General features: G+C 73.9%; 20 protein-coding genes. 6 read left to right on the top strand and 14 right to left on the bottom strand.

The genetic code is table 11. The features are described from left to right. Nucleotides 1–445: 445 nt before the first annotated feature. Together ACFYNS_RS04565 and ACFYNS_RS04560 are read left to right on the top strand one after the other, a co-directional pair. Nucleotides 446–1,228, top strand: a complete 783-nt coding sequence (locus tag ACFYNS_RS04565; RefSeq protein ID WP_360296640.1) for a transglycosylase SLT domain-containing protein — start codon at nt 446–448, stop codon at nt 1,226–1,228. A 5-nt stretch (nt 1,229–1,233) separates the two neighbouring features. Then, nucleotides 1,234–2,112, top strand: a complete 879-nt coding sequence (locus ACFYNS_RS04560) for a deoxyribonuclease IV (RefSeq protein ID WP_360296637.1) — start codon at nt 1,234–1,236, stop codon at nt 2,110–2,112. A gap of 133 nt (nt 2,113–2,245) precedes the next feature. On the opposite strand, the gene ACFYNS_RS04555 is transcribed toward ACFYNS_RS04560, so the two are convergent. Further along, nucleotides 2,246–2,869, bottom strand: a complete 624-nt coding sequence (locus tag ACFYNS_RS04555; protein ID WP_360296635.1) for a sulfite oxidase-like oxidoreductase — start codon at nt 2,867–2,869, stop codon at nt 2,246–2,248. A 215-nt stretch (nt 2,870–3,084) separates the two neighbouring features. Here ACFYNS_RS04555 and bfr point away from each other — a divergent pair, with 215 nt between their 5' ends. Further along, entirely contained in the window at nt 3,085–3,573 is a 489-nt protein-coding gene (gene bfr / locus ACFYNS_RS04550) for a bacterioferritin (protein WP_360296633.1), read from the top strand. Between the two features lie 103 nt (nt 3,574–3,676). Here bfr and ACFYNS_RS04545 read toward each other — a convergent pair whose 3' ends face one another. The 3 genes from ACFYNS_RS04545 to ACFYNS_RS04535 all read right to left on the bottom strand — a co-directional run bounded on the left by ACFYNS_RS04545 (nt 3,677) and on the right by ACFYNS_RS04535 (nt 5,695). Further along, nucleotides 3,677–3,964 (bottom strand): bacterioferritin-associated ferredoxin, encoded by a 288-nt coding sequence (locus ACFYNS_RS04545; protein WP_388600740.1) that lies wholly within the window; start codon nt 3,962–3,964, stop codon nt 3,677–3,679. 166 nt (nt 3,965–4,130) lie between these two features. After that, the gene (locus ACFYNS_RS04540; RefSeq protein WP_388545097.1) at nt 4,131–5,480 is read right to left on the bottom strand and encodes a class II 3-deoxy-7-phosphoheptulonate synthase; all 1,350 of its coding nucleotides are present in this window, start codon (nt 5,478–5,480) and stop codon (nt 4,131–4,133) included. A 62-nt stretch (nt 5,481–5,542) separates the two neighbouring features. After that, entirely contained in the window at nt 5,543–5,695 is a 153-nt protein-coding gene (locus ACFYNS_RS04535) for a hypothetical protein (RefSeq protein WP_388600737.1), read from the bottom strand. Nucleotides 5,696–5,852: 157 nt separating this feature from the next. Here ACFYNS_RS04535 and ACFYNS_RS04530 point away from each other — a divergent pair, with 157 nt between their 5' ends. Continuing rightward, the gene (locus tag ACFYNS_RS04530) at nt 5,853–7,832 is read left to right on the top strand and encodes an anthranilate synthase family protein (RefSeq protein ID WP_388600735.1); all 1,980 of its coding nucleotides are present in this window, start codon (nt 5,853–5,855) and stop codon (nt 7,830–7,832) included. A gap of 284 nt (nt 7,833–8,116) precedes the next feature. On the opposite strand, the gene ACFYNS_RS04525 is transcribed toward ACFYNS_RS04530, so the two are convergent. The 4 genes from ACFYNS_RS04525 to ACFYNS_RS04510 form a co-directional block, all read right to left on the bottom strand. Next, nucleotides 8,117–9,145, bottom strand: a complete 1,029-nt coding sequence (locus tag ACFYNS_RS04525; protein ID WP_360302811.1) for a 6-phosphofructokinase — start codon at nt 9,143–9,145, stop codon at nt 8,117–8,119. A 299-nt stretch (nt 9,146–9,444) separates the two neighbouring features. Further along, on the bottom strand, nt 9,445–10,143 hold the full coding sequence (locus ACFYNS_RS04520; RefSeq protein WP_360302817.1) for a response regulator transcription factor: 699 nt from the start codon (nt 10,141–10,143) through the stop codon (nt 9,445–9,447). Beyond that, entirely contained in the window at nt 10,133–11,362 is a 1,230-nt protein-coding gene (gene macS, locus ACFYNS_RS04515) for a MacS family sensor histidine kinase (RefSeq protein WP_388600882.1), read from the bottom strand. Before macS ends, ACFYNS_RS04520 begins: the two co-directional genes overlap by 11 nt. 190 nt (nt 11,363–11,552) lie before the next feature. Next, nucleotides 11,553–12,341 carry a lysophospholipid acyltransferase family protein gene (locus ACFYNS_RS04510; protein ID WP_360302820.1) on the bottom strand — a complete coding sequence of 263 codons (789 nt, stop codon included), beginning with the start codon at nt 12,339–12,341 and terminating at the stop codon, nt 11,553–11,555. Between the two features lie 338 nt (nt 12,342–12,679). Here ACFYNS_RS04510 and ACFYNS_RS04505 point away from each other — a divergent pair, with 338 nt between their 5' ends. Continuing rightward, complete coding sequence (locus ACFYNS_RS04505) at nt 12,680–13,477, top strand: alpha/beta hydrolase (RefSeq protein ID WP_388600732.1); 798 nt, start codon at nt 12,680–12,682, stop codon at nt 13,475–13,477. Beyond that, nucleotides 13,464–14,075, top strand: coding sequence for a hypothetical protein (locus tag ACFYNS_RS04500; RefSeq protein WP_360302826.1), 612 nt, complete (start codon nt 13,464–13,466; stop codon nt 14,073–14,075). Before ACFYNS_RS04505 ends, ACFYNS_RS04500 begins: the two co-directional genes overlap by 14 nt. Nucleotides 14,076–14,110: 35 nt before the next feature. Here ACFYNS_RS04500 and ACFYNS_RS04495 read toward each other — a convergent pair whose 3' ends face one another. The 6 genes from ACFYNS_RS04495 to ACFYNS_RS04470 all read right to left on the bottom strand — a co-directional run bounded on the left by ACFYNS_RS04495 (nt 14,111) and on the right by ACFYNS_RS04470 (nt 19,928). Then, nucleotides 14,111–14,893, bottom strand: coding sequence for an endonuclease/exonuclease/phosphatase family protein (locus tag ACFYNS_RS04495; RefSeq protein WP_388600730.1), 783 nt, complete (start codon nt 14,891–14,893; stop codon nt 14,111–14,113). 20 nt (nt 14,894–14,913) lie between these two features. Next, entirely contained in the window at nt 14,914–15,855 is a 942-nt protein-coding gene (locus tag ACFYNS_RS04490; protein WP_360301031.1) for an ROK family glucokinase, read from the bottom strand. 207 nt (nt 15,856–16,062) lie between these two features. Beyond that, nucleotides 16,063–16,758, bottom strand: coding sequence for a DUF5304 family protein (locus ACFYNS_RS04485; RefSeq protein WP_388600726.1), 696 nt, complete (start codon nt 16,756–16,758; stop codon nt 16,063–16,065). Between the two features lie 298 nt (nt 16,759–17,056). Continuing rightward, nucleotides 17,057–18,466: an ArsA-related P-loop ATPase gene (locus ACFYNS_RS04480; protein WP_360301037.1), complete on the bottom strand. Its 1,410-nt coding sequence runs from the start codon at nt 18,464–18,466 to the stop codon at nt 17,057–17,059. A gap of 44 nt (nt 18,467–18,510) precedes the next feature. Then, complete coding sequence (locus tag ACFYNS_RS04475; RefSeq protein WP_360301034.1) at nt 18,511–18,987, bottom strand: SRPBCC family protein; 477 nt, start codon at nt 18,985–18,987, stop codon at nt 18,511–18,513. A gap of 179 nt (nt 18,988–19,166) precedes the next feature. After that, complete coding sequence (locus ACFYNS_RS04470; RefSeq protein WP_360301028.1) at nt 19,167–19,928, bottom strand: metallophosphoesterase; 762 nt, start codon at nt 19,926–19,928, stop codon at nt 19,167–19,169. Nucleotides 19,929–20,047: the final 119 nt, after the last annotated feature.

Genomic DNA, 20,047 nt, shown 5'->3' with positions numbered 1-20,047 from the left:
GGCACCCGGTCCGCTGCGGAGTCCGGCAGCCGGCCCCGGCGCCCGGCGGCTCCGCGCAGGGCCGCACCCGGGGGCTGCCCCGGCAGCTCTCCGGGTGACCGACCCGCCGCACCCTGGCGCACTATGTCCGACTTGACGCGCATATCCCATCACGGGGTGTACCAGGCGACTTGGTGGCGTGTGACCCCACCCATAGGACGCACGTCACCTACGAAAACGCGTAGTGGAAAGAAATCCGCAGCGCGACCTGGAATGCAACTCCGGAACACCCGCCCACCGGCGACCCCCGCCACGAATTCGGGTAGTACGTCACACCTTTGATTCCGCAGAACGGGCCCTTTAACAATTGCGGTCGTCGCACGGCGCCGAATCAGCACTCGGCGCGTCTCCCCGGCTCCCCGCCACTGCGACACGACGCCAGCGATGAAAGGTTCCGTACTTCCTCATGCCCAGCATCTCCAGCCTCAGTCTCAGCCCCAAGGCCAAGAAGATCTCGACCATAGGCATCGGCACCGCGGGCGCGGCGGCCCTGGCTCTCACCGTCCTCCCCGGCACCGCGCACCACGGCGACGCCGGCCAGGCCACGGCGAAGAAGGTCCAGGCCGACAGCGTCGCCTTCAGCTCCGACTCCTCGGTGCTGCCCGCCCAGGGCAAGGACCTCACCGCCCAGCAGCAGTCCGTGGCCCCGGTGCCCGCCGACACCCAGCAGGTGGCGAGCGTGAAGAACGCGGCCACCACCGCCAAGAGCTTCACCAGCACCGACGAGGCGGCTGCCGCGATCAAGGCCGACGCCGAGAAGCGCGCCGCCAAGGCCGCGGCCGAGAAGAAGGCCGAGGCAGCGGCCGCCAAGGAGCGCGCCGCCAAGGCCGCGGCCGACCGCTCCAAGCGCGCCGCCGCGCCCAGCTACCCGGACAACCTGGACGGCTGGATCCGCGAGGCCCGCGCCATCATGGCCAAGCACGGCATCCCCGGCTCCTACGAGGGCATCAAGCGCAACATCATCCGCGAGTCCGCCGGTGACCCCCGCGCCATCAACAACTGGGACATCAACGCCCAGAACGGCGTGCCCTCCAAGGGCCTGCTCCAGGTGATCAAGCCCACCTTCGACACCTACCATGTCGAGGGCACCGCCTGGGACCAGTACGACCCGGTCGCGAACATCGTCGCCGCCTGCAACTACGCGGCCGACCGGTACGGTTCGATGGACAACGTCAACTCGGCATACTGAGTGGTGTGACCACGAACGAGACGCAGCACCTGCGCAATCCCATTGGCGGCCATGTCCCCGTAGCCGGGGGCCTGGCCGCCACTGGCCTTTCCTACGCCGCCGACATCGAAGCCGAGACGCTCCAGGTTTTCGTCGCGAATCCACGCGGCTGGGCGACGCCGAAGGGAAACGCGGAACAGGACGAAGCTTTCCGCACCGCCTGCGCAGCCCGTGGAATTCCGGTTTATGTCCACGCTCCTTATCTCATCAATTTCGGCTCGCACAACGAGGACACCGCGACCAAGTCGGTCCACTCGCTGCGGCATTCGCTGCGGCGCGGACGCGACATCGGCGCGCTGGGCGTCGTCGTCCACACCGGCTCCGCCACCGGAGGACGCGCCCGGGCGACGGCACTGGCCCAGGCGCGTGCGCTGATGATGCCGCTGCTGGAGGAGCTGACCCACGAGGACGACCCGTGGCTGCTGCTGGAGCCGACGGCAGGGCAGGGCGCGTCGCTCTGCTCCCGGATGCACGAACTCGGCCCGTACTTCGAGGCGCTGGAGCAGCACCCCAAGCTCGGCGTCTGCCTGGACACCTGCCATGCCTTCGCCGCGGGGGACGACCTGGCCGCACCCGGCGGGGTGGCGCGGGCACTCCGCGAACTGGAGTCGGTGACCGGTCCCGGAAGGCTGCGGCTGATCCACGCCAACGACTCCCAGGATGTGGCGGGTGCGTGCAAGGACCGGCACGCGAACATCGGCGCGGGCCACATCGGGACGGGCCCGTTCGCCGAGTTGCTGGCCCATCCGCTGACGGAGGGCGTGCCCCTGGTGATCGAGACACCGGGCGGCAAGGCGGGGCACGCGGGCGACGTGGCGTTGCTGAAGAAGCTCAGGGAGGCATGACCCGGGTGCCGGGAAGGCCGGGCCCCTCCGGGAGCGGGCGCGCGCCCGGAACGGAGAGCCCGACCCCTTCGGCGGCGCGCCCGGCCCGGAACCGGGACCGCGGCAGCCGGCGGCTCAGGGGTGCCCCACCGGGTCAGGGCTCGGGACCGTCCCCCGGCTCCTCCTGGTAGGAGTAGCGCTGCTCCCGCCAGGGGTCCCCGATGTTGTGGTAGCCGCGCTCCTCCCAGAAGCCGCGGCGGTCCGCCGTCATGTACTCGATGCCGCGGACCCACTTGGGGCCCTTCCAGGCGTACAGGTGGGGCAGCACGAGCCGGACCGGGAAGCCGTGCTCGGCGGTCAGCAGCTCACCGGCGCGGTGCGTGGCGAAGATTGTCTTCGCGGAGGTGAAGTCCGACAGCCGTACGTTCGAGCTGAAGCCGTACTCCGCCCAGACCATCACATGCGTGGCGTCGGGCGCGGGCGGGGCCAGTTCGAGGATGCTGCGCGCGAGCACGCCGCCCCACTCGGCGCCCAGCATGCTGAACTTCGCGACGCAGTGCAGATCGGCGACGACGGTGCGGTACGGCAGCGCGGAGAACTCCTCGTGGTTCCAGCAGTGCTTCTCGCCGTCCGCCGTGGCCCCGAAGACCCGGAACTCCCAGCGCTCCCGACGGAACTTCGGTACCGGGCCGTAGTGCGTCACCGGCCATCCGCGCTGGAGCCGCTGCCCGGGCGGAAGCTCCGGTTGCTCCCCTTCGCGGCTTTGCGGCTGACCCATGCCCCCATGGTGACAGACCCCGGGCCATGGTCTCGACCAACCCCCTGGCGGGTGGTCCGCGCGTTGTCGTCGCAGCTCACCTCCGCAAATACGGGCACATCCGGTAAGCCTTCACTTACTGGACCCGGCCGGTGGGCGGTGACAGGATGCGCGATTGCGCGCCACGCGCGTTCTGCCCGGTACCCGCGCCATGCCCCTGGAAGGAGCCCGCCACCATGCAGGGCGACCCCGAGGTCATCGAGTTCCTCAACGAGCAGCTCACCGCCGAGCTCACCGCCATCAACCAGTACTTCCTGCACGCGAAGATGCAGGAGCACCTCGGCTGGACGAAACTCGCCGAGTACACCCGCTCCGAGTCCTTCGACGAGATGCGGCACGCGGAGCGGCTCACCGACCGCATCCTCTTCCTGGAGGGCCTGCCGAACTACCAGCGGCTCTTCCATGTGCGGGTCGGCCAGACCGTGACGGAGATGTTCCGGGCGGACCGGCAGGTCGAGGTGGAGGCGATCGACCGGCTCAAGCGCGGCATCGAGCTGATGCGCAACAAGGGCGACATCACCTCGGCCAACATCTTCGAGGACATCCTCGCCGACGAGGAGCACCACATCGACTACCTGGACACCCAGCTCGATCTGGTCGACAAGCTGGGCGAGTCGCTGTACCTCGCCCAGCAGATCGAACAGAAGGCCGCGGACGAGGCCTGAGGACCGAAGCGGAGACGCAGCAGGCGGCGGGCGGCAGCGGACCGCCGTGCGAGTCGTGGTGCGCGGTCTCCGGGATCAGGCGGTGCGCGGCGTCCGTCCCGGATCAGGCCGCGTGCGCTGCCGCAGCCGGCTCCGCGGCGACGGCGATTCCGGCCGGTTCCGCGGCGACGGCCGACGCCGCGCGGGTGACGTGAGGTGCCTCGCCGCGGCCCGGCGCCGCCCTGCGGGGGCACTCACCGCGGCCCAGGATGCCCTGGATGCGGCGCACGCAGGAGCCGCAGTCCGTACCCGCCTTGCTGGCGGAAGCGATCTGGCGCGGGGTGCACGCCCCCGCCGCCGCGTGCTGTTGCACCTGCTCTTCGGTGATGCCGAAGCACGAGCAGACGTACACGCGGGTCACCTCCGCCTCGGATCGGTCAGCCTTGCTGAGGTTAACCTAACCTTACTCGTCCGGGTGTGTCCACATACACCGCTGGGGCCCGCGTCACACCGGACGCGGGCCCCAGCGGTGGGGTCGCGGAGCGGCTCACCCACAGCCGCGGCACCTCACTGGTCCCTCACTGGTCGCGGTACATCTCCGCGACGAGGAAGGCCAGGTCGAGGGACTGGCTGCGGTTGAGCCGCGGGTCGCAGGCCGTCTCGTAGCGCTGGTGCAGATCGTCGACGAAGATCTCGTCACCGCCGCCCACGCACTCGGTGACGTCGTCGCCGGTCAGCTCCATGTGGATGCCGCCGGGGTGGGTGCCCAGGCCCTTGTGGACCTCGAAGAAGCCCTTGACCTCGTCCAGCACGTCGTCGAAACGGCGCGTCTTGTGGCCGCTCGCCGCCTCGAAGGTGTTGCCGTGCATCGGGTCGCAGACCCAGGCGACCGTGGCGCCGGAGGCGGTCACCTTCTCCACCAGCTCGGGCAGCCGGTCGCGGATCTTGTCCGCCCCCATCCGGGTGATGAAGGTGAGCCGGCCCGGCTCGCGGTCCGGGTCCAGCCGCTCGATGAGCGCGAGCGCCTCCTCGGAGGTCGTCGTCGGCCCCAGCTTCACCCCGACCGGGTTGCGCACCCGGGAGGCGAACTCGATGTGGGCGCCGTCGAGCTGCCGGGTGCGCTCCCCGATCCAGACCATGTGCCCGGACACGTCGTAGAGATCGCCGCTGCGCGAGTCGACCCGGGTGAGCGCCGACTCGTAGTCGAGCAGCAGCGCCTCGTGCGAGGAGTAGAACTCGACCGTCTTCAGCTCTTCGGGGTCCGTGCCGCAGGCGTGCATGAACTTCATCGCCTGGTCGATCTCGCGGGCCAGGGCCTCGTACCGCTGCCCCGAGGGGCTGGACTTGACGAAGTCCTGGTTCCAGGCATGCACCTGGCGCAGATCGGCGTAGCCGCCGGTGGTGAAGGCGCGGACCAGGTTCAGCGTGGCGGACGAGGCGTGGTACATCCGCTTCAGCCGCTCCGGGTCCGGCCTGCGGGCCTCCGCGGTGAACTCGAAACCGTTGACCGAGTCGCCCCGGTAGGTGGGCAGCGTGACCCCGTCCCGGGTCTCGGTCGGCTTGGAGCGGGGCTTGCTGTACTGGCCGGCGATCCGGCCGACCTTGACGACCGGAACCGAACCCGCGTACGTGAGCACCGCGCCCATCTGCAGCAGCGTCTTGAGCTTGTTGCGGATGTGCTCGGCGCTGACCTGGTCGAACGCCTCGGCGCAGTCGCCCCCCTGGAGCAGGAACGCCTCACCCCGCGCGACCGAGCCCAGCCGCTCCCGCAACTGGTCGCACTCGCCCGCGAAGACGAGCGGCGGATAGGACTCCAGCTCGGTCAGAACCGTACGCAGCGCCTCGTGGTCCGGCCAGTCGGGCTGCTGTGCTGCAGGGAGGTCTCGCCAGGTCTGGGCACCGGCGTCGGAGTGGGCGTTCACAGTCACGGACCCAAGGTTACGGGGTTCCGCGCGCACTCCGTCCGGCTGCCCGCCATCCGAGACCGCGATCACAGCCCCGGCGAGACCGCGGTCACAGGCAGACGCCGGCACCGCTTGCCGTCGCCGGTTCCGCTGCCTGCGCCGCTGCCGGTGCCGTCGCCGCCCCGGGCCACCCCGTCGAGCCGCCGCGCGGGAGCCGCGTCCGCTAGGGTGTCCGGCATGCACGCGCTGTCGACCATGAACTGGTGGTGGCCCGCCCGCACGGCGGCCCGCCACGACGCGCGTATGCACTGAGAGCTCAGCCACGCGCCAGGCCGCCCGAGGGGCGGCCTTTCGCATGTCCGCGGCCGTTCCTCCGTACTCGCGAAGGGACCCCGCATGCACCACTCCGCCGCACCCGCACCCACCTCCCCACCCGCCACCGCTTCACCCGCCACCCTCGTCGCACGGCTGGCCAGGGACGACGCGCCGCCGTTCGCGCTGCTGCGCAGGCGCACACCCGGCCGGGACGCCGACGTCGTCGAGGTGCTCATCGGCAGCGTGCGGCACCCGGCGCGGCTGGCCGACCTGCCGGTGCCCCCGGCGGACCGCGCCGGCGCGCTGGCGCTCGTGCCCTTCCGGCAGATCCGCGAGCGGGGCTTCGACGTCCGCGACGACGGCACCCCACTGTCCGTGCTGCTGCCCGAGGAGCGCCACGAACTGCCCCGCGCCGACACCCTCGCCGCGCTGCCCGACCACCGCGTACGGGTCGAGCAGGGCGCCTTCGACGTGCCGGACGACGCCTACGAGGAGATCGTCCGCCGGGTCGTCACCGACGAGATCGGAGCGGGCGAGGGCGCCAACTTCGTGATCCGCCGGGACTACGAGGCACACGTCCCCGGCTTCTCCCGCGCCGACGCGCTCGCCCTCTTCGGCCGGCTGCTCCGCGGCGAGCAGGGCGCCTACTGGACGTTCGTCGTGCACACCGGCGACCGGGTGCTGGTGGGCGCCAGCCCGGAGGTGCACGTGCGGATGAGCGGCGGCACCGTCGTGATGAACCCCATCAGCGGCACCTACCGCTACCCGGAGCAGGGCCCGGACGCGGCGGGGCTGCTGGACTTCCTGGCCGACCGCAAGGAGAGCGAGGAGCTCTCCATGGTCGTCGACGAGGAGATGAAGATGATGTGCACCGTCGGCGACGAGGGAGGCGTCGTCGTCGGACCGCGGCTGCGGGAGATGGCTCACCTGGCGCACACCGAGTACGAGCTGCGCGGCCGCAGCACGCTGGACGTGCGCGAGGTGCTGCGCGAGACGATGTTCGCCGCCACGGTGACCGGCTCCCCGGTGGAGAACGCCTGCCGGGTTCTCGGCCGGTACGAGCGGGGCGGACGCGGCTACTACGCGGGAGCGCTCGCCCTGCTCGGCCACGACGAGGGCGGCGCCCAGACACTGGACGCCCCCATCCTCATCCGCACCGCGGAGATCGACCCCCGCTCCGGGCGGCTGCGGGTGCCGGTGGGCGCCACGCTCGTGCGCGCCTCCGACCCGGCCGCCGAGGTGGCGGAGACGCACGCCAAGGCGGCGGGAGTGCTCACGGCGCTGGGCGTGCGCGAGGCCCCTGCGGGCGCGGCCGGCGGCCCCCGCCCGCAGCTCGCGGACGACCCCCGGGTGCAGGCCGCGCTGGCGGAGCGGCGCTCCGGGCTCGCACCGTTCTGGCTGCGGATGCGGGTGGGGCAGCCCGCGCGGACCGGTGCGGCACCGGTGCTCGTCGTCGACGGCGAGGACACCTTCACCTCGATGCTGGCGCACCTGCTGGGCGCGACGGGACACCGGGTGCGGGTGCGCCGCTACGACGAGCCGGGGCTGCACCGGGCGGCGCTGCGGCACGAGGGACCCGTCGTACTGGGACCGGGCCCCGGCGATCCGCGCGACGCGGCCGACCCGAAGATGCGGCTGCTGCGCGCGCTGACCGCCGATCTGGTGCGCGCCCGGCGGCAGACGCTGCTGGGCGTCTGCCTCGGGCACGAGCTGCTCGCAGCCGAGCTGGGACTGGAGCTGGTCCGCAAGCAGCGCCCGCACCAGGGCGCGCAGGAGGTGATCGACCTGTTCGGGCGGCGGGAGACGGTCGGCTTCTACAACTCCTACACCGCCCGCTGCGACGAGGAGGCCGCCGGCGAGCTGGCGCTGCACGGCGTCGAGCTGAGCCGCGATCCGCTCAGCAGCGAGGTCCACGCGCTGCGCGGGCCCGGCTTCGCCGGGGTGCAGTTCCACCCGGAGTCGGTGCTGACGCTGGACGGCGCGGCGGTGGCGGCACGGCTGCTGACCGCGGCGGACGCGGAGCGCCCCGCGGCGCGGGGCGCGGCACGGACCGCGGACTGACCCCCGGGGCTGCCCGGGCGGGGGTGCGCCTCCCTTCCGGCCCGGGCCTCTCCGGCTGGGGCCTCTCCGGCTGGGGCCCGGCCGCCGGGCTCAGACCGGCCGCCGGGCTCGTGTCCGCCTTCCGGGCCCGGGCTCGCGGGGCCTCGGACTCGTCCGCCGGGCTCAGGCCCGGGGGCCGGGGCTGCGGTCGGGCCGGGGCACCGGCCCCCGCCCCCGTTGGCGTCCCGCGACGGCGACGGCGCCGCTCCGGGGACCGCCGGGCGCCGAGCGCCGGCCCGCCGCCGTCACCCGAAGAAGACGCCCGCCTCCTCGTAGAGCGCCGGGTCGACCGTCTTCAGCTTCTCTGTCGCCTGCGCGAGCGGGACGCGGACGATGTCGGTGCCGCGCAGGGCGACCATGCTGCCCCACTCCTCGCCGCGCACCGCGTCGATGGCGTGCAGGCCGAAGCGGGTGGCCAGCCAGCGGTCGTACGGCGTGGGGGTGCCGCCTCGTTGGATGTGCCCGAGCACCGTGGTGCGGGCCTCCTTGCCGGTGCGGGACTCGATCTCCTTGGCCAGCCACTCGCCCACGCCCGACAGCCGGACATGCCCGAAGGAGTCCGTGGACCCGTCCTTGAGGACCATCTCGCCGTCCTGGGGCATCGCGCCCTCCGCGACGACGACGATCGGCGCGTAGCTGGCCTTGAAGCGGGAGGTGACCCACCCGCAGACCTGCTCGGTGTCGAAGCGCTGCTCGGGGATGAGGATGCAGTTGGCGCCGCCCGCCAGTCCCGAGTGCAGCGCGATCCAGCCCGCGTGCCGCCCCATGACCTCCACCACCAGCACCCGCATATGGGACTCGGCGGTGGTGTGCAGCCGGTCGATGGCCTCGGTGGCGACCGTGACGGCGGTGTTGAAGCCGAAGGTGTAGTCGGTGGCGGACAGGTCGTTGTCGATTGTCTTCGGTACGCCGACGCAGCGGATGCCGTGCTCGCCGGTCAACCGGGCCGCCACACCCAGGGTGTCCTCGCCGCCGATCGCGATCAGCGCGTCGACCTCGTACTTGGCGAGGTTCTCCTTGATGCGCCGGACGCCGTCCTCCTCCTTGAAGGGGTTGGTGCGTGAGGAGCCGAGGATGGTGCCGCCGCGCGGCAGCATGCCGCGCACCGCCGGGATGTCCAGCCGGACCGTCTCCCCCTCCAGTGGTCCCCGCCAGCCGTCGCGGAACCCGGTGAAGTCGTAGCCGTACTCCTGGACTCCCTTACGGACCACGGCCCGCATGACCGCATTGAGACCGGGGCAGTCGCCGCCGCCGGTCAGCACTCCGACCCGCATGGGATCTCCCTTCTCCGCGTGGACGCGCCTGGACGCGCGCCGTGAGAACGGCGCACCGTCCGTCACGCTAGCGGTGATCCACGTCACACGGGATGCGGTGTGCGGGGGTTTTCGTTGGGAGATGCGGGATTTGAGCCCCAGGCCATCACTCGTACGAAGGACGGACGTCCGGATGCGCCCGGGTCAGCCGCACGGTGCTGCGCGCCACCGTGCGCGTACCCTTCGCGGCACCGAGCCCCCCGCACCCCCGCACCCCCGCACCCGGCAAGAACTCCTGCCCGCTGGACCGGAGCGGCGCCTCAGTCGTCCAGACCGCGCTCGATCGCGTACCGCACGAGCTCCACCCGGTTGTGCAACTGCAGCTTGCCCAGGGTGTTCTGGACATGGTTCTGCACGGTGCGGTGCGAGATGACGAGCCGCTCGGCGATCTGCTTGTAGCCCAGCCCCTTGGCGACCAGGCGCAGCACCTCCGTCTCCCGCTCGGTCAGCTTCGGCACGTCCGGGCCCTCCTCGGCGGCCGGGGCCGGGTCGGCGGCCAGCCTGCGGTACTCGCCCAGCACCAGTCCGGCGAGCCCCGGGGTGAAGACCGGATCGCCCAGCGCCGTACGTCGCACCGCGTCCAGCAGCTCCTGCGGGCCCGCGGACTTGACCAGATACCCCGTGGCCCCGGACTTGACGGCCTCCAGCACATCGGTGTGCTCGCCGCTGGCCGACAGCACCAGCACCCGCGGTGCCGCCCCGGGGCCGACCAGTTCGCGGCAGACCTCCACCCCGGGCCTGCCCGGCAGGTTCAGATCCAGTACCAGGACGTCGGGCGCGGCGGCGCGCGCCCTGCGGATCGCCTGCTCGCCGTCGCCGGCCGTGGCGACGACCTCGAACCCGGCCTCGGCCAGATCCCGGGCGACGGCCTCGCGCCACATCGGATGGTCGTCCACGACCATCACCCTGACGGGTGCCGCGCCGCCGTCCGGCCCGCTCCGCCGCTCCTCACTCGCCATCCTTGGGAACCCTCATCTCCACTTCCGTCCCCTGCCCGGGCACCGACACCAGCTCGGCGGTGCCGCCCAGTTCCCGCAGCCTTCCCCGGATGGACAGCGCGACGCCCATCCGCCCCTCCGCCTCGGCGGCCGCCAGCCGTCCCGCGGGGATGCCGGGACCGTCGTCCCGCACGGACACGATCACCGCGCCCGGCTCGTCCTCCAGCAGGATCCAGGCGTGCGCCCCGCCCTGCGTCCCGCGCCCGGCGTGCCGGTCCACATTGTCCAGCGCGGCGCCGACGGCGGCCGCCAGCTCCGCGGCCGTCCGGCCGGGCAGCAGCACCGGCGCGCCCGGCTCGGCGAACGTGACCCGGGCCCCCGCGTACGAGGAGAGCAGCGCCCGCACGTCGCACGGTTCCGCTCCGGCACCGGCCCCCGCACCGGCCCCGGGATCGGCCCCGGGATCCGCCCCGCCGCGGGGACCGTCCCGCGGGCCGGGCACGGCACCGGCCTCCGAGGCGGCGGCAGGGGCTCGTCCCGGTTCGGGCACCACCCCGCTGGAGACCAGGGCACGCAGGGCGACCTCCTGTTCGCCCGCCATCCGGCCGAGCTCCGCCGCCTCCCCGCCCAGGGCCGTGCCCCTGCGCTGCACCATGGCCAGCACCTGCAGGACGCTGTCGTGGATGTCGCGGGCCAGCCGCTCCCGCTCGCGGGTCGCCGCCTCTATCCGGAGCGCCCTCGCCAGGGTGCGCTCGCTGGCGCGGGCCACCTCGATGACGTAGCCGATGGCGACGCTCGCCACGCAGACGAGCAGCACGTTGTGGAAGGTGGAGCGGGTGATCATGCCGCGTTCGACGACGTTGGCGATCCCGACCAGCACCGAGGCACCCGCGGCCCAGCGCCAGCCGCCCTTGAGCGCGAACGCGAGGACGGGTCCCGCCACCCAGATGGACGGCAGGGTCGGGCCCACCTGATGGTGCCCGTCCACCACGGGCGTCAGGAGGATCCCGGCGAGCCCCAGCGCGATGTCCGTGACCAGGAACGGCAGCGTGCAGCGGTCGGCCGAGCCGAGATTGCGCAGGGTGGCGAACGTCCAGCAGCCGAGCAGCAGCAGGAACAGCACACCGGGGAGCGGCGTGCTGTACTGCGGGTAGCTCCAGGCGAAGACACCGGCGGCGTAGAGCACGGCGAGGATCCGGTAGCCGGTCAACGCCCGCCACAGCGGCTGCTCGACGGACATCGTGCGCACCGCCACACCCGCCCCCTCTCTCCGCGGCGAACGCCTCCCCGCGGTCGTTCCGCACTCCCCGCCCCGCGTCACGTCCGACCGGGCCGGGACCGGCCCCTCGGCCGGACCGGATCAGGCCCGCGGGCCCCGCACACCGGAAGGCCCGTCCGGGCAGCTCCCGGCCCGCCCGGACGGGTAGACCTCAGGCCGCCCGGCCGCCCCCGGCCCGGTCCTGCCCGTCCTGCCCCTGCGCCGGGCGCTCCTTGCGCGCGGCCTCGGCAGCCTTCTCCGCCTTCTCCGCCTTGGCCGCCTCGGCCAGTTGGCGCTTGGCCGCCGTCGCGTAGATGTCCACGTACTCCTGCCCGGAGAGCTTCAGGATCGCGTACATCACCTCGTCGGTGACCGCGCGCTGGATGAACCGGTCGTTGTCCATGCCCTGGTACCGGCTGAAGTCCAGCGGCTCACCGATCCGGATGCCCGGGCGCATCAGCTTGGGTACGACCTTGCCGGGCGGCTGGATCTTCTCCGTGTCGATCATCGCCACCGGGAGCACCGGCGCACCCGAGCGCAGCGCGACCCGCGCCAGACCGCCGGGCTTGCCGCGGTAGAGGCGCCCGTCGGGCGAGCGGGTGCCCTCGGGGTAGATCCCGAACAGCTCGCCGCGCTCCAGTACCTCCAGCCCGCTGCGGATCGCCGCCTCGCCCGCTCCGCGCACGCCGGAGCGATCGACCGGAAGCTGGCCGACGCCCTTGAAGAACGCCGCCGTCAGCTTGCCCTTGACCCCGGGTGAGGTGAAGTACTCGGCCTTCGCGATGAAGGTGACCTTCCGGTCCAGGACGGCGGGCAGGAAGAAGGAGTCGGAGAAGGAGAGGTGGTTGCTCGCCAGGATGGCGGGCCCCTCGGCGGGCACGTTCTCCAGGCCCTCCACCCAGGGCCGGAACGCGAGCTTCAGCGAGCTGCCGACCGACAGCTTCATCGCGCTGTAGAACAACCTCGACCTCCTTGGTGGGACCGGCACCGACCCTATCCCGCCCCGGTGCTCCCGGAACCCGGCCGCCCGCACCCGGCCGCGGACGGCCTGACTCCACCCGGCGGGGCTCCGGTCGGTCAGGTTCCGTCCCGCACGGCTGCGTCCCGCACGGCTGCGTCCGGCCCGGTCCGCCCCGGCACGACGGCCGCGCAGGGACCGGGCTGCCGCCGGGGGCCGCAGCCGCGCCCCGGCCGGGGTACTCCTGTGAGCCCCCTGGACACTGCCGGAGTGCCCGGCGACGAATTAGGGTGGCAGCACTCCTTGCCGAGTTCCGACCGCTGAGCCTCTGGAGGCCCACCGTGCCGCCCATCCTCCCCGGAGCCGAGCCCTTCCGCCACGACGGTTCGTCGACCGGCGTGCTGCTCTGCCACGGCTTCACCGGGTCCCCGCAGTCGCTGCGCCCCTGGGCCGAGGACCTGGCCGGGCACGGCCTGACCGTCTCCCTGCCACTGCTCCCCGGCCACGGCACCCGCTGGGAGGAGCTGGCGATGACAGGCTGGGAGGACTGGTACGCGACAGTGGACCGGGAGCTGCGACTGCTGCGCGACCGATGCGAGCGGGTCTTCGTCTGCGGCCTGTCGATGGGCGGTGCGCTGGCGCTGCGGCTGGCCGCCCGGCACGGCGCTGCGGTGCAGGGGATCGTCCTGGTCAACCCGGCGACGACGTTCCCGCGGATGCAGGGGCACGCGCTGACCCTCGGCCGCTTCCTGATCCGCTCGGCGCCGGGCATCGCGAACGACATCGCCAAAACCGGCCGGCACGAGCTGGGCTACGACCGGGTGCCCACCCGGGCCGCGTACGCGATGCGCGACCTCGTCCGCGTCGTCCGCGACGACCTGCCGAAGGTGACGCAGCCGCTCCTGCTGCTGCACAGCAGGACGGACCATGTGGTGCCGCCCACCGACTCCGCACTCGTCCTGAGCCGGGTCTCCTCCACCGACGTGACCGAGACCGTGCTGGAGCACAGCTTCCACGTCGCCACCCTCGACCACGACGCGGAGCAGATCTTCGCCGACAGCCGCGGCTTCATCGACCGGCTCACCGCCGCCGAGGACGCGCCGCTCAGCACGGCACGGAGCGCTCGTGACAGCGCGTGACCCGGACGAGGAGGAGCCGCACGAGTCCCGAGACGCGTCCGCAGCGCGCGGCGGCGGCTCGTCCCTGCCTCCCGAGGAGGAGGCGGCCTGGGCCGCGATCGTCGCCGCGTACGGCGAGGAGCCCGCGGCTGACACGGCGGACGGCGCGTCCGGGAGCCGCAGCACGGACGGGGACCGCGAGGAGGACCGGGACGGCGCCGGGGAGCCGGACGGCGACATGCTCGCCAAGCCCCGGCCCGCTCCCGACACGGAGCCCCCGGCGCGCAGCTTCACCGTCTACGCGGCCGGAACCGGGCCGCGCGACTGGCAGCCCGCACCGCCGGAGGGTGCGGACGACGAGGACGGCGAGGGGCACTTCGAGCCGCCGGAGCCGCCACCGCTGCCCGAGACGGACACCACCACCAAGTTCGCCTGGGTCGCCGCGCTGGGCGGGCCGCTGCTGCTGATCGGCGCCGTGCTGCTGCAGGCCGATCTGACGTGGTGGATCGTCACTCTGGGGATCGGCGGATTCCTGGGCGGGTTCGCCACCCTGGTGACCCGGCTGCGGGACGGCCGGGACGACGATCCGGACGACCCGGGGCGCGGCGCGGTGGTCTGACCGGACCCGGTTCACCCCGCGGGGACGCGCCCGGTTCATCCCGCGGGGACGCGCAGGGCCGCCAGCACCGGGAGGTGGTCGGTGGCGGCGGCCAGATCGGCCTCCGCCACCCCCGGCAGCCCCCGGGGCACACCCGCGCCCAGTACCTCGACTCCCTCCCCCGCGAAGACGGCGTCGATGCGCCGCCGCGGCGCCGCGGCGGGCGAGGTGTGCTCCCCGCTCCAGGGCGCGGCGGCCCAGGCGTCCCGCAGTTCCGTACCGAGCAGCGCGAACGTCCGCCCGCCCGCCCGCTCGTTGACGTCCCCGGCGGCCACCACGGCGGGGCCCAGCGCGGCGGTCCGCTCCAGCAGCGCGCGGGCCTGCTCCCGCCGTTCGCGGGCCTGCAGGCTCAGGTGGAAGCTGACCACGCCCAGCCGGGCCGCGGGCCCGAACCGCAGCCGGGCGAGGGCGAGCCCGCGCCGGTGCAGCCCGGGCGTACGCGGCAGCAGCACGTCCTCGGTGTCCTCCACGTGGGCCCGCAGCGAGGCGAGGAGGAGCGGTCCGGCAGCCGTCGCACCGCCGGTCACATAGGTGAGGCCGGTGCGCCGCGCCAGCCAGGCGGCACGCTTGCGCCAGCGGAAGAAGCGCGGCGCCTCCTGCACGCACACGACGTCCGGGGCGCACGCCCGGACGATCCGGACGAGCGCCTCCGGATCGTCGCGCAGGGAGCGGATGTTGTAGCTGAGCAGCCGGACGACGGCCGCGCCGTCGGGCTCCGTGCGGGAGCGCGGCAATTCCGCGGCCCGTGCGGGCCGCGCCCCGGTGGTGTGCCCCGTCATCGGCGCGGCCCCCGGTCCGGTCAGCCCTGGCGGGCGAGGTCCGCGACGCCCACGAGGCCCGCCTTGTTGCCCAGTTGGGCGGCGAGCACGTCGGCGTGCGGGCGCCAGCGGCTGCCGACGAGCCAGCGCCGGTAGGACTTGCGGATCGGGTCGAGGACCAGTTCACCCTCGTCGGAGACGCCGCCGCCGACGATGAAGGCACCCGGGTCGAAGAGGGAGGCCAGGTCGGCCAGGCCGGAGCCCACCCAGCGGGCGAGCTCGCGGAAGGAGTCGATGGCAACCGGGTCGCCCTGCCGGGCCGCCTGGCTGACGTGCTTGCCGTGGATGCCCTCGGTGGTGCCGTCCCCCAGCCCCAGCAGGATCTCGGCGTTGTCCGGGGTGGCGGTGGCGCGCTGCCGGGCGTAGCGCAGCAGCGCGCGCCCGGAGGCGTACTGCTCCCAGCAGCCCTGGTTGCCGCAGCCGCACAGCAGGCCGTCGGGGACCATCCGGATGTGGCCGAACTCGGCGGCCACTCCGTACCGTCCGCGGTGCAGCTTGCCGCCGATGATGGTGCCGCCGCCCAGGCCGGTGCCGATGGTGATGCAGACGACGTCCTCGTGCCCGGTGCCGACGCCGAACTTGTACTCGCCCCAGGCCGCGGCGTTGGCGTCGTTCTCGATCACGACGGGCAGGTCGATGCGCTGCTCGACCTTGTCCTTGAGCGGCTCGTGACGCCAGCTCAGGTTGGGCGTGAACAGCACGGTGGCACGCTTGTCGTCCACGTACCCGGGGGCGCCGATCCCGACGGCCTCCACCTGGTGTTCGGCACTGGCCTGGCGGACGGCGTCCGCGATGGCGTCGATCACGGCGTCGGGGGTGTCGGGTGTGGGCACCTTGCTGGTCTCGAGGATCGTGCCTTTCTCGTCCACAACGCCAGCCGCGATCTTGGTGCCGCCGATGTCGACCCCGATTGTGAGTCCCATGTGTCCCTCGGTCATCCGATGTGATCCCCGCCGCAGCCAACCGTACCGGAGCACACCGGCCCACCGGGCACGGTCGGGCACGTGCCGGGGACGGACAGGCGTCCGCCGGGCCGGGCGCCTGCCCCGGGTGCCTTCGGCGCCGACGGCTGCCGGGGGCCGGGCGCCTGCCCGGGGTGCCCTCGCCGGCGCCGACGCCGGTCGGGACGCTCAGGCGCTGCCGCGCGCCTCCGTGCCCCCGGGATCGCCGCCGTCCCCGTCGCCGCGCCCGGTGCCGCCCGACGCCTCGCCCCCGGACGGCTCCGCTGAGGGGCCCGCCGGAGCCGGGCCGGGTGCCGCGTCCGATGCGGTGCCGGAGCCGGGACCGGCATCGGCATCGGCATCGGCATCGGCATCGGCGCCCGGCTCGACCACGACCTCCTCCACCACCCGGGCGTCGCGGTCGGCGGCGCGGGTGCGGTCGGCGGCCTCCTCGACGTCGATCCGCTCGCCGCCGGCGGCCCGGCCGGACGCGTTCGCGTCCCGCGGCTCGCTCCAGCGGCGCTCGGACTCCTGGACCACGGAACGGTAGGCGGCCAGCAGCTCCCCGCCGGCCGCCGCGAGGTGGTCGAAGAGCTGGGGATTGCGCTCGACGACCGGCTCGAAGGTCGCCTTGGCCTGCTTGAACAGCTGCTGCGCCACGCCGTGCGCGGCGGCCGATCCGACCGTGCCCGCCAAGGGCTTGCCGAACTCGGCGACCTTCTCGGTGACCGCTTCCGCCAGCTTGCGCAGTTCCTCGGCCGCGCTGCTCGGCGGCGGGCCGTACCGGGCGCGACGGCGCGCCTTCTCGGCGGTCAGGTCCTCCTCGCACGCGGTGGCCCAGGCGTCGGGGTCCGGGGCGTCGGGGCGCTCGGCTTCATCGCTCATGGCGGGCTCCTACGGCGGCGGGTGGCGGACGGTGCGCGAAGGTGCGCGGCGGGTGCTGACGCGGGTCCGCGCACCTTCCGACGTTACCCGAACAGCGGCGCCGGGTGCGGGCGTCCGGCCGCGGAGGCGGACCGCCGGACGCGGCCGCCCGATCCCTGCCCGCCCGATCCCTGCCGACGCGTCCGTGCCGACGCGTCGGTGCCGACGCGTCCGTGCCGACGCGTCCGTGCCGACGCGTCCGTGCCGACGCGTCCGTGCCGACGCGTCGGTGCCGCCCCGTCCGTGCCGACGGGTCCGCTCAGTCCGTACGTCCGGCGGGCCGGGAACCGGCCTGCTCGGGCCACAGCTCCGGGTCGGGCGTGAAACGGACCCCCAGCACCCCGCCCTTGAGGCCGGCGCCGGAGACACGGCAGCGGCGCAGCGCCGAGGGGAGCGGCAGCACCCGGCGGTAGGGGCCGACGCCGACGGTCAACTCGTCCCCGCGGCGCACCAGTTCCAGCTCGCTCCGGTCGGCGCCCGGCAGCGGAAGCTGCCACACCAGCCGGCCGTCCCCGGCCAGCCGGTCCTCCAGCCAGCCGTAGGCGACATCGGTGCCGGACCCGCTCTCGGCCCCGGCGGGCGGGTGCAGCCCGGGGCCGCTGTCCCGGTCGGGCGTCACGGCGGTGCGGGCTGCGGCGGCCAGTGCCCCCAGGTCCGCGGGGCCGCGCGGATCCCGGCCCAGGTGCGGCAGCTCGCACAGCGGGACGCCCTCGGCCTCGCACTTCTCACGCAGTGCGGCGAGCGCGGTCTGCTGCTGCCCGACCAGCTCCGCCAGCCAGGAGTCCGCGGAGCCTGCGGGCAGCAGACGGTTGGCGACGACGGACTCCAGCGCGAGCCCGTGCAGCCGCAGTCCGGCCCCGGCCGTGCGCAGGGCCTCGGCAGCGAGTGGTCCGGGCTCGGTGACCAGTCGGACGACCGTCGCCGGGGACTCCACGACCCGCTGGACCGCGGCCAGCTCCTGCGACCAGCGCGTGGCGGACTCGTACAGCCACTGCGCGGGCATCGGAGCGCCGGCGAGCTGGGCCAGCACAGGGCGCAGGGCGCGGGCCGCCTGCCGCTCGGCGGGGACGAGGCGGCGCAGGTAGCGGCGCAGCTGTGCGGGCAGCGCGAGCAGGTTGATCCCCTGCGGGGAGGGGGGCATGTCCGCGACGACGATGTCCCAGCCGACGTCCCAGCCGGCGTCCCCATCGGCGTCCCAGCCGGCGCCGTCCCGGCCCTCGCTCCCACCGCGGTCCGCCGTCCCGTCGGCGCTCCCCGCGGCCTCGTCGTGTGCCAGCAGCAGCGCACGCAGCAGCGCGAACGTCTCCGCGCCGGGCAGTTCGGTCAGCTCGTCCTCGTCCAGCGGTACGGCGCCCAGCAGGTCGAGCACGGTCTTGCCGCGCTCCTGGAGGGCGACGGCCCGGCTGCGGAACTCCGCGCCGGAGTCGATGCGCAGCAACCACAGCCCCGGCACCGCGGCGACGGGTTCCGGCACGCCCGCCGCGGACGCGTCCGGCGGGGGAACCGGTGCGGCGGCCGCCGCACCGTCGGGTGCCGCACCGAGCAGCGCGGCCAGGTGGCGGGCCGGCTCGGCGCTCAGCAGCAGGGTGCGGTGCCCCTGGGCGGCGGCCGCGCACGCGGTGGCCGCGGCCACCGTGCTGCGCCCCGCTCCGCCCGCGCCGGTGACCAGGACGGTCTGCGGGCCGGTGGGCGCGGAGCCGGGGGCCGTGCCGGTCAGTTGCCGGCCTCGGACGCCTCGGCGCCGCCCGCCTCGACACGCTTCTTCAGCCCGTCGAGCGCGCGGTCGATGATGACCTTCTCCGCCTTGCGCTTGATCATGCCGAGCATGGGGATCTTGACGTCGACGGTGAGCTGGTAGGTGACCTCGGTGCGCGCGCCGCCGTCGACGGGGGTGAGCCGGTAGAGGCCGTCCAGGGAGCGCAGCATCTGGGACTTGACCAGGGACCAGCGCACCTCGTGCGGCTCGGCGCCGCCGATCCACTCGTAGGCCAGGGTGTGCTCGTCCTTGATGGCTCCGGCGTCCAGCAGCAGGCGCACCTGTTCGGCGTGGCCGTGCTCGTCCCGGCCGAGGACCTCGGCCTCCTTCACCTCGCCGGCCCACTCCGGGTAGCGGGGGAAGTCGGAGATCACGCCCATCACGGCCTCGGGCGCCGCGTCGACCGTGATGCTCGAGCTGGTGTGTTCCGCCATCGCCATGGCCCTCCGATATACCGTGTCCGAATTGTCCGCCGCGCGACACCCGCCGCACAGGGACGAGCGCGCGACACCCGCCGCACAGGGACGAGACCGTGCGGGATGCCCGCCGGGGGGCGGGGATGCGTCTGCCGTCGAAGGCTACCCCGCGCCCCCTGGGCGCGGGCCCGCACGGGTCACCACTCCAGCACCCAGGGGGTCCCGGTGGCGTTGAAGTGGCCGACATTGACGCACTCGGTGGCGCCGATCCGCATCCGCCGGACCAGCGGCTGATGGACGTGGCCGAAAAGGTGGTAGCGCGGCCGCACCTCGTGCAGCGCCTCCAGCAGGTGCGTGCTGCCCCGCTCGAAGCGGCGCGCGACGGTGTCGTAGCACAGTTCGGGCACCTCGGGCGGGATGTGGCTGCACAGCACGTCGACCTCGCCCAGTGCGGCGACCTTCGCCGCGTAGGTCTCCTCGTCGATCTCGTAGGGCGTGCGCATCGGGGTGCGCAGACCGCCGCCGACGAAGCCGAACCGCCACCCCCCGATGTCGGCCGTCTCGCCGTCGAGGACCCGGACGCCCTCGGGCGCGTACTCCGGCCACAGGGGCGGCACGTCGACGTTGCCGTAGGTGGCGTACGTGGGCGTGGGGAAGGCCGCGAAGAGTTCGGCGTACTGCTTGCGCACCGCCCGCTCCGTCGCCGCGTCGCGGTCGATCCCGGCCCACAGCTCCCGGGCGAAGGCGCGGGCCTCGGTGAAGCGCCGGGCCGTGCGCAGGGCGACGATGCGGTCCGCGTTCTCGACGCCGAACAGGTCGGGGAAGATGCCGCGCGAGTGGTCGGCGTAGTCCAGGAAGAGGACGAGGTCTCCCAGGCAGATCAGCGCGTCCGCGCCTGCGCCCGCCTTTCCGAGGTCGGCGCTGTTGCCGTGTACGTCGCTGACCACGTGGACTCGCATGCACCCACCCTAGGTCGCCCCGCGCGCGGCCGGGAGAGGGAGCCGCCCCCGGGCGGCGGGCGCGGACCGGTGCTCCCGTCCGCCGGGACGGCCGAAAAGTGCGGTACGCGCCGCTGTTC

It is taken from the genome of Streptomyces sp. NPDC006925, from assembly GCF_042869575.1.
Classification (GTDB): domain Bacteria; phylum Actinomycetota; class Actinomycetes; order Streptomycetales; family Streptomycetaceae; genus Streptomyces.
This window is presented reverse-complemented; position numbering and strand designations above follow the sequence as displayed.